General features: G+C 69.2%; 7 protein-coding genes. 4 read left to right on the forward strand and 3 right to left on the reverse strand.

The genetic code is table 11. The features are described from left to right. Nucleotides 1-196: 196 nt before the first annotated feature. A complete protein-coding gene (locus DSP71_RS09700) occupies nucleotides 197-2,059 on the reverse strand; it encodes a phosphoenolpyruvate carboxykinase (GTP) (protein ID WP_058632905.1) in 1,863 nt (620 codons plus the stop codon). A 109-nt stretch (nucleotides 2,060-2,168) separates the two neighbouring features. Here DSP71_RS09700 and DSP71_RS09705 point away from each other — a divergent pair, with 109 nt between their 5' ends. Then, nucleotides 2,169-3,611 carry a helix-turn-helix transcriptional regulator gene (locus DSP71_RS09705; protein ID WP_058632906.1) on the forward strand — a complete coding sequence of 481 codons (1,443 nt, stop codon included), beginning with the start codon at nucleotides 2,169-2,171 and terminating at the stop codon, nucleotides 3,609-3,611. 45 nt (nucleotides 3,612-3,656) lie between these two features. Here DSP71_RS09705 and DSP71_RS09710 read toward each other — a convergent pair whose 3' ends face one another. Together DSP71_RS09710 and DSP71_RS09715 are read right to left on the reverse strand one after the other, a co-directional pair. Continuing rightward, nucleotides 3,657-4,718: a winged helix DNA-binding domain-containing protein gene (locus DSP71_RS09710; RefSeq protein WP_058632907.1), complete on the reverse strand. Its 1,062-nt coding sequence runs from the start codon at nucleotides 4,716-4,718 to the stop codon at nucleotides 3,657-3,659. Nucleotides 4,719-4,775: 57 nt separating this feature from the next. Next, a complete protein-coding gene (locus DSP71_RS09715; protein ID WP_046749680.1) occupies nucleotides 4,776-6,224 on the reverse strand; it encodes a glyceraldehyde-3-phosphate dehydrogenase in 1,449 nt (482 codons plus the stop codon). Nucleotides 6,225-6,431: 207 nt separating this feature from the next. Here DSP71_RS09715 and DSP71_RS09720 point away from each other — a divergent pair, with 207 nt between their 5' ends. Genes DSP71_RS09720 through DSP71_RS09730 form a run of 3 tightly spaced genes read left to right on the forward strand, consistent with a single transcriptional unit; the run spans nucleotide 6,432 to nucleotide 8,525 of the window. After that, on the forward strand, nucleotides 6,432-6,800 hold the full coding sequence (locus DSP71_RS09720) for a multidrug efflux SMR transporter (protein ID WP_046749681.1): 369 nt from the start codon (nucleotides 6,432-6,434) through the stop codon (nucleotides 6,798-6,800). Further along, nucleotides 6,797-7,120 carry a multidrug efflux SMR transporter gene (locus DSP71_RS09725; RefSeq protein ID WP_058632908.1) on the forward strand — a complete coding sequence of 108 codons (324 nt, stop codon included), beginning with the start codon at nucleotides 6,797-6,799 and terminating at the stop codon, nucleotides 7,118-7,120. The genes DSP71_RS09720 and DSP71_RS09725 overlap by 4 nt, the downstream gene beginning before the upstream one ends. Before the next feature lie 58 nt (nucleotides 7,121-7,178). Beyond that, nucleotides 7,179-8,525: an amidohydrolase gene (locus DSP71_RS09730; RefSeq protein ID WP_113680982.1), complete on the forward strand. Its 1,347-nt coding sequence runs from the start codon at nucleotides 7,179-7,181 to the stop codon at nucleotides 8,523-8,525. Nucleotides 8,526-8,556 lie beyond the last annotated feature (31 nt).

Raw genomic sequence — 8,556 nt, forward strand, 5'->3', positions numbered from 1 at the left:
ACCCATCCTCCCCCACGCTTGGGAGCGTGGGTCTCGACGACGAGCGTGGGTCTCGACCAGCGCCCGAACAACACGAAGGCGGGACGTCGGAGACCACTCAGCCATGGGTTCGTCTCTGATGTCCCGCCTTCGCGGGTTTGCAGGGCACGAGGCCCTGAGGGTGCCGGCTCCCCCGAACCGGCACCGGTCTGGGGAGCTACGCCTTGTCGAGGCGGTAGCGCAGCGAGGCCAGCTCGGCGCGCAGCGCCGCCGGAACCTTGTCGCCGAAGGTGTCGTAGAACTCCTCGGTCAGATCGGCCTCGGTCTTCCACGCCTCGGCGTCGACGGAGAACAGCTCGTCGAGGTCGGCGGCGGGGATGTCGAGTCCGTCGAGATTGAGGTCTTCCACGCGCGGCAGGCGTCCGATCGGGCTGTCGACCGCGGGCACGTCACCGGCGATGCGGCGGATGATCCAGTCGACGACGCGCGAGTTGTCGCCGAAGCCCGGCCACAGGAACCGGCCATCGTCGCCGCGGCGGAACCAGTTGACCTGGAAGATGCGCGGTGCGCGGTCGAAGCGCAGACCGCGGCCCACCTTGAGCCAGTGGCCGAAGTAGTCCGCCATGTTGTAGCCGCAGAACGGCAGCATCGCGAAGGGGTCGCGGCGGAGCTCCCCGACCGTGCCTTCAGCGGCAGCTGTGCGCTCGGACGAGATGTTCGAGCCGAGGAACACGCCGTGCGTCCAGTCGGTTGCCTCGACGACGAGGGGCACGTTGCTCGCGCGGCGTCCGCCGAACAGGATGACGTCGAGCGGGACGGCCTCCTCCCAGTCCTCGGAGATCTGCGGGCACTGGGCCGCCGACACCGTGAAACGGGAGTTGGGGTGCGCGGCAGGGCGTCCCGACTCGGGGGTCCAGTCGTTGCCCTCCCAGTCGATCAGGTTCGCCGGCGCCTCGTCGGTCAGGCCCTCCCACCACACGTCGCCGTCGGGGCGGAGCGCGACGTTGGTGAAGATGGTGTTGCCCCAGAGCGTCTCGACCGCGGTGACGTTGGTCGATTCGCCGGTGCCAGGTGCGACGCCGAAGAAGCCCGCCTCGGGGTTGATGGCCCACATGCGACCGTCTTCACCAGGACGGATCCAGGCGATGTCGTCGCCGAGGGTCTCGACGCGCCAGCCCGGGATGGTCGGACGCAGCATGGCGAGGTTCGTCTTGCCGCATGCCGAAGGGAAGGCCGCAGCCACGTGGTAGGCCTTGCCCTGCGGGTCGATCACGCGGATGAGCAGCATGTGCTCGGCGAGCCAGCCCTCGTCGCGGGCGATCACCGAGGCGATGCGCAGCGCGAAGCACTTCTTGGCGAGGATCGCGTTGCCGCCGTAGCCCGAGCCGTACGAGTAGACCTCGAGCGTCTCCGGGAAGTGCACGATGTACTTGTCGTCGTTGCAGGGCCACTCCACGTCCTGCGCACCCGGCGCGAGCGGGGCACCGACCGTGTGCACGGTCTTGACCCACGGCGCACCCTCGGCGATCTGACGCGTGACGGCATCGCCGACGCGGGTCATGATGCCGATCGAGGCGACCGCGTAGGCGCTGTCGGTGATCTGCACGCCGATGTGCGAGAGCGGGCCGCCGACGCGTCCCATCGAGAACGGGACGACGTACATGGTGCGCCCACGCATCGATCCCTCGAAGATCTCATCCATCTTGGCGTGCATCTCGGCCGGAGCCGCCCAGTTGTTCGTGGGGCCAGCGTCCTCCTCGCGCTCGGAGGCGATGAACGTCCGCCCCTCGGTGCGAGCGACGTCGCTGGGGTGCGAGCGCGCGAGGTACGAGCCGGGTCGCCACTCGGGGTTGAGCTTGATCAGCTTGCCCTCGTCGACCAGTCCGCGCAGCAGCCAGTCGTTCTCGGCCCGCGAGCCGTCGACCCAGTGCACGGAGTCGGGCTGGGTGAGCGCCCGGATCTCCTCGACCCAGGCGGCCAGCTCGGCCATGGCAGGAGTGTCATACGTCGGAGCCGCCCCGAACGTGCGCGTCGGGGAGACGGGAGACGTGCGAGGGGTGAGGACTTCGGCCATGGCCATGACTGCTCCTTAGAAGTGTGGGGCGTTGCACCTATCTTCTTCCGGTTCGAACGCGACTTTCGGCCATTTCAAGCGATAAGAACTGGAATTCTTTCGCTAGACTCAAGGAATGGCGTCCTCCGGCATCCACCTCACGACCCTCGGCCACCGCATCCGTCACCACCGACTGGAGAACGGCTACACGCTCGATGAGCTCGGCGCGCTGGTCGGCGTCGCCGGCTCGCAGCTGAGCCTGATCGAGAACGGCAAGCGCGAGCCCAAGCTCTCCCTCCTTCAGGCGATCGCGCAAGCGACCAAGACCGAGGTGACCGATCTCATCTCCGGTGAGCCGCCGAACCGGCGTGCCGCGCTCGAGATCGCCCTGGAGCGCGCGCAGGAGAGCCCGGTGTTCCGGCAGCTCGGCGTCGCCCCCGTGCGCGTCACCAAGGGGATGAGCGACGAGACGATCGAATCCGTTCTCGGCCTGCACCGGGAGTTGGAGAGGCGGGAGCGCGAGGCCATCGCGACCCCGGAGGAAGCACGCCGCGCCAACACCGAGCTGCGGCTGCGGATGCGCGCCCAGAACAACTACCTCCCCGAGATCGAGAAGCTCGCCGAGAAGCACCTCAAGGCTGCGGGACACGTGCAGGGTGCACTCACCCACCGCACCGTGAGCATCATGGCCGAGAAGCTCGGGTTCGAACTGATCTATGTCAACGACCTCCCGCACTCGACACGGTCGGTCACCGACCTCGAGAACGGGCGGATCTACCTGCCGCCGGCCTCGATCCCCGGCGGTCACGGCCTGCGCTCGATGGCGTTGCAGGCGATGGCGCATCGACTTCTCGGACACACCCCGCCGACCGACTACGCCGACTTCCTGCAGCAGCGCCTGGAGATCAACTACTTCGCCGCATGCTGCCTGATGCCGGAGACGGCTTCCGTCGCGTTCCTGCAACAGGCGAAGAAGGACCGCAACCTCGCCGTCGAGGACTTCCGCGACGGCTTCGGCGTCACGCACGAGGCGGCGGGCATGCGCATGACGAACCTGTTGACACAGCACCTCGGCATGGCGCTGCACTTCCTGCGCGTCGACTCCACCGGGGCGATCACCCGTGTGTACGAGAACGACGACCTGCCGCTGCCGATGGATGTGACCGGTGCCGTGGAGGGACAGCGGGTGTGTCGCAAGTTCCAGGCCCGCGCCGCGTTCACGCAGCAGAACCGCACGGTGGAGCACCACCAGTACACCGACACCCCGTCCGGCACCTTCTGGTGCTCGACGCAGACCGGGTCGTCGACCGACGGCGAGTTCTCGGTGACGGTCGGGGTGCCCTTCGACGACGCACGGTGGTGGCGTGGACGCGAGACGAACGACCGCGCGGTATCGACGTGCCCCGACGAGTCGTGCTGCCGTCGCCCCTCGGCCGAGCTGAGCGATCGGTGGAGCGGACGGGCCTGGCCGAGCGCGCGCGTGCACACGCACATGTTCTCCCCTCTCCCCCGCGGCGCGTTCCCGGGCGTCGACGACAACGAGGTCTACAGCTTCCTCGCCCGCCACGCCAGCGAGTAGGCGCCACGCCAGCGAGTAGGGGCGGGTCGGGCTCGGGCAGGCGTCTCAGTCGTCGGCGAAGCGGGCGAACCGCGCGAGGGCTGCGGCCACGACCTCGGGATCCTCTGGCGCCTCGAAGAGCTCTGGCGGTGCACTCCTGGTCGCGCTCGCATGCGACCAGGAGCCGATGACGCGGCCCTGTTCGACGATCGTCGGACGCACCATGCCGTTCTTCCCCGGCCCGATCGCCGCCAGATACGCCGGGTCGCATACGGCCGTGCGATCGGCGTAGGAGATGTAGTACTCGTCGAACGCGCCGAGCGCATGGACCGATGCGGCGCCGCTCGCCCGACGCGGAGGCCGGCACGCGACGAAGAGCCCTTCGTCGACCTCTTCGACGCTGGAGGCCGCCCGCTCTGCCGCCTCACGCGACTGACCCAGAGTGAGGCCCGACCACCACGCGAAGTCGGCGACCCCGGCAGGACCATGGCCGTCGACGTAGCGGACGAACAGCTCGGCGAGCGGATCGTCGGGTGCTGCGTGCTCGCGGATGTGCTCCTCCACGAGGACGAAGCGCTGTTCGCGGGCGACACCGGCGCGGGCCACGACCGGTCCCTGGCAGATCAGCCCGGCGATCGTGAGGGTGAACAGCAGGTGGATGCCGCGCTGACCGGAGGGGTCGATGCCGATCCCCTCCAGCACCTCGAACACCTCCGCACGCGTGCACCCGCCATCGCGCAGGCGCGGCGTCAGGGCGCGAACGGCAGCGGCGACCATGTCGTCGTCGATGCCGAGGTCACGGTGACGGGTGGCTGCCTGCTGCCGCTGCCGCCCAGCGGTGACCTGGAGCATCCAACCGAGGTCTCGCGCCGGGACGGTGTGCAGGGTGCCGCGCATCGTCCACGCGCGCACGATGTCGCCGCGGTCGAAGGCCCGGTCGACGTCGCGCAGTGTCGGCTCACCGCGGGTACGCACGGCGAGCGCCCACCGACCGGCCGTGAAGTCCTGACTCTGCACGGCGAGCATGTGCTGCGCCGCATCCGTCACGGTGCGCGCCGGAGCGGTCAGGCGATGCGAACGGAGGCGTTGTGAACGGAGACGATCGGTGCGCTGAGCCGCGGTTTTCATGACCTCATCATGCCGGGTACTCCGGACGATACGACGAAACCCGGCGAACGGCGAGACTCAGCCCTGCAGGGTCACCTCGCGGCGCTCCGGCAGCACGATCGGGTGCGAGCCCGCCATGACCTCGAGCACACGGATGACCTGGCAGGAGTATCCGAACTCGTTGTCGTACCAGACGTACAGGATGAGGGTGTCCTCGTCGGCGATGGTGGCGAGGCCGTCGACGATGCCGGCACGGTGCGAGCCGACGAAATCGGTGGAGACGACGTCGGGGCTCTCCACGTAGTCGATCTGCTGACGGAGCTTGGAGTGCAGCGAGACGCGGCGCAGGTAGTCGTTGACCTCGTCCTTGGTCGCGGGACGCTCGATGGTCAGGTGCAGCACCGCGAGCGACACGTCGGGCGTCGGGACGCGGATCGAGCTGCCGGTGAGCTTGCCCTCGAGCTGCGGGAGCGCCTTGGCCACGGCCTTGGCCGCCCCCGTCTCGGTGATGACCATGTTGAGCACGGCCGAACGTCCGCGTCGGTCGCCCTTGTGGAAGTTGTCGATCAGGTTCTGGTCGTTCGTGAACGAGTGCACGGTCTCCACGTGCCCCTTGACGACGCCGTACGCCTCATCGATCGCCGCGAGCACCGGAGTGATGGCGTTGGTCGTGCAGGACGCGGCCGAGATGATGCGGTCGGAGTCGGCGATGGTGTCGTCGTTGATGCCGTGGACGATGTTCTTGAGCGGGCTCTTGCCGGGGGCCGTGAGCAGCACGCGGGCGACGCCCTTCGACTGCAGGTGCTGGGAGAGCCCCGCCTCGTCGCGCCAGCGTCCGGTGTTGTCCACGACGATCGCGTCGTGGATGCCGTGCGCGTTGTAGTCGATGGTCGCCGGGTCGTCGGAGTAGATCACCTGGATGCGGGTGCCGTTCGCGATGATCTGCTCGGCATCTTCGTCGACCGTGACCGAACCGGCGAAGCGGCCGTGCACGGAGTCGCGCAGCAGCAGCGACGCGCGCTTGACGAGATCGTTCTCGGCACCGCGGCGGACGACGATGGCACGCAGACGCAGCCCGCTCCCGCCTCCCGTGTGGGCGATGAGGATACGAGCGAGGAGGCGGCCGATCCGCCCGAACCCGTAGAGCACGACGTCGGTGGCCTCAGCGGCGACAGCTCCCATGGCCGGAGCGAGCACATCTGCGAGATAGGCCTCCAACGGCTGACCGCTCTCCGCGTGGCCGGCGACCAGGCGGGCGACGTCGAGGGAGGATGCCCCGGGCGCGAGAGCATGGATCGCTTCCAGCACCGCAAGGCTGTCCTCGATCGGCAGACGCTCGTGACCGAGCTGGGCGACACGCTCGTGCACCTCGACCAGCCCCGTCGCCGACAGGCCGAGCAGACGATGCCCGTGGAGCGACGTGACGACGTCGTGCTCCCGTCGGAGTGCCCCGATGAGCGGGATCATCCGCTCCGCCAGCTCTTCGCTCTCTGTCCAGTCGTCGCGGTGTGCCGCGGAATCGTTCATCTGCGTCCTTGCATGTGTGAGCGCGCGCCGAGGTCGCCGGCGCGCGAGTTGCCGGGTGGATCGGGGGATGCATCCAGCGTACAAGTCGCAGGAACACGTGCCGAATCCGACGGCTGCGGACCGGGGTCGAGCAGGCCCGGCTTCTCGCGGGAATCCCCCGGTCACCCGTCGCGTTCTCCCCCTCGGACGCTCCACGAAAGGCTCGCGATGACCCCCAGCCCCCGCCGCTCGGCATGGCCGCCCCTGCTGCTCGCGATCGCCCTCGAGGTGAGTGCGACCCTCTCCCTCCGCGCCGCCGAGGGGTTCACGCATCCGTTCTGGCTCGTCGTCGTGGTGCTCGGCTACACGGGGTCGCTCTGGCTGCTGTCGGTCGTGCTCGACCGCGGCATGGCCGTCGGCGTCGCATACGGCATCTGGTCGGCGATCGGCGTCGTGCTCACCGCCGCGCTCGGCACGGTGCTGTTCGGCGAGCTGCTGGGACCGGTGCAGATCGTCGGCGTCGGCGTGATCGTGGTCGGCGTGCTGCTCGTCGAACTCGGATCCCATACGCGCGATACGACGGAGGCGACGTCGTGACCTGGGTGTTCCTCGCCCTCGCGATCGCGAGCGAGGTCACGGCGACGCTGAGCCTGCGCGCATCCGAGGGCCTGCGCCGTCGCCGCTGGATCCCCGTGATCGTCGTCGGCTATCTCGCCGCCTTCACCCTGCTCGGCACGATCCTCGCGATGGGGATGCCGGTGGGTGTCGCCTACGGGATCTGGGCCGCCGCCGGTGTCGCGCTGACCGCGGTGCTCGGGCGGGTGATCTTCAAGGATCACTTCTCGGCCATGATGGCGATCGGCGTCGCGCTGATCGCGGTCGGAGTCGCGATGATCGAGTTCGGCGGCGGCCACTGACGACAACGCGCCATGAGCTTCTCCTCGGCAGCAGTTTTGCGTCTACACTGGTAGAATAATGACACAGTCACTCCACGGCGACGATGCCGACCTGATCATCCGCGGCGGCCGCATCCGCACCCTCGACCCTTCCGACACGATCACGGAGTCGCTCGCCGTCCGCGACGGGGTGATCGTCGCTCTGGGTGCGGAGGCGGAGGCTCTGGATTCGCGCGCGGTGATCGAGCTGGACGGGCGCACCGCGATCCCCGGCATCAACGACGCCCACCTGCACGCCGCATGGCTGGGGGCACGGTGGCCGCATCTCTTCTTCTCCGACACACCGCCGGAGGAGCAGCCGTCCGGACGGCTCGTGTCGACGTCGGGGGAACGCCGGTCGGCGCTGCGACGCGCATGGGCACTGCTCGCCGAGCTCGGCATCACGAGCTACACCGAGCCGGGGATCGGCCCCGGCGAGGACGACGGCGAGACCGGATGCTTCGGCTCCGACATGCTCGACACCTACCTCGAGCTGCATCGCGAGCGCGCCCAGACCTCCCGCGTGACCCTGCTGAGACTGTTCGGCACGATCGACGGCGAGAGCACGCTCGACGACTTCGAGCGCGGGGTGCGCATCCCCGCACCGCCCTCCGACCCTCGATGGCTCGCGATCCCCGGCGTGAAGATCTTCGCGGACGGCATCCCCCCGATGGCGACCGCCTGGGTCGATGAACCCTACGCCGACGGCACCACCGGCGGACTGCTCACCCGTGGCGAGCCCGACGCCCGCACCGCCTTCCGACGCATGCTCGAACTGGCCTCTGCCCGCGGGCTGCAGATCGCGGTGCACGCGACGGGAGACCGTTCGATCGCCGAGTTCCTGTCCGTGCTGGAGGGCCTGCACGCACAGCACCCCACGCCGTCGGGTCCGCACTATGTCGTGCACGGAGATCTCGCCACGACCGAGCAGATCGCCAGGATGGGGCGCATCGGCGCGGGGTTCGCGGTGCAGCCGCTGATCGCGGCGCACACGCACTCCTGGGCGGCGATGCAACTGGGAGAAGCCAGACTCGCCTCCGCATGGCCGCTCGCCGAGATGCTGACCTCGGACGCGCTGACCACGATCACGAGCGACTCCCCCGTCGCGAGCCCGGACTGGCGGCTGGGTCTCGACGCGTCCCTCGCGCTGCTCACCGCCACGGGCGCCACGGACGACGCGGGCACCAGGAACCGGCTGCTGCGCTCCGTCACCGTCGACCCTGCTCGACAGGATGGCGCCTCGACATGGAAGGGCTCGCTGGCCATCGGCATGGTCGCCGACGTCACCGTCCTCGATGAGGACCCCCTGACGCCCGGCCGCGACCTCGCGACGATCGGCGTCGCCCGCACGATCGTGGACGGGCGCACGGTCTTCTCGCGCGGCTGATCTCGAAAGCGATGCACGAAAACGGCGGGCG

Source organism: Microbacterium sp. H6 (assembly GCF_003314775.1).
Classification (GTDB): domain Bacteria; phylum Actinomycetota; class Actinomycetes; order Actinomycetales; family Microbacteriaceae; genus Microbacterium; species Microbacterium oxydans.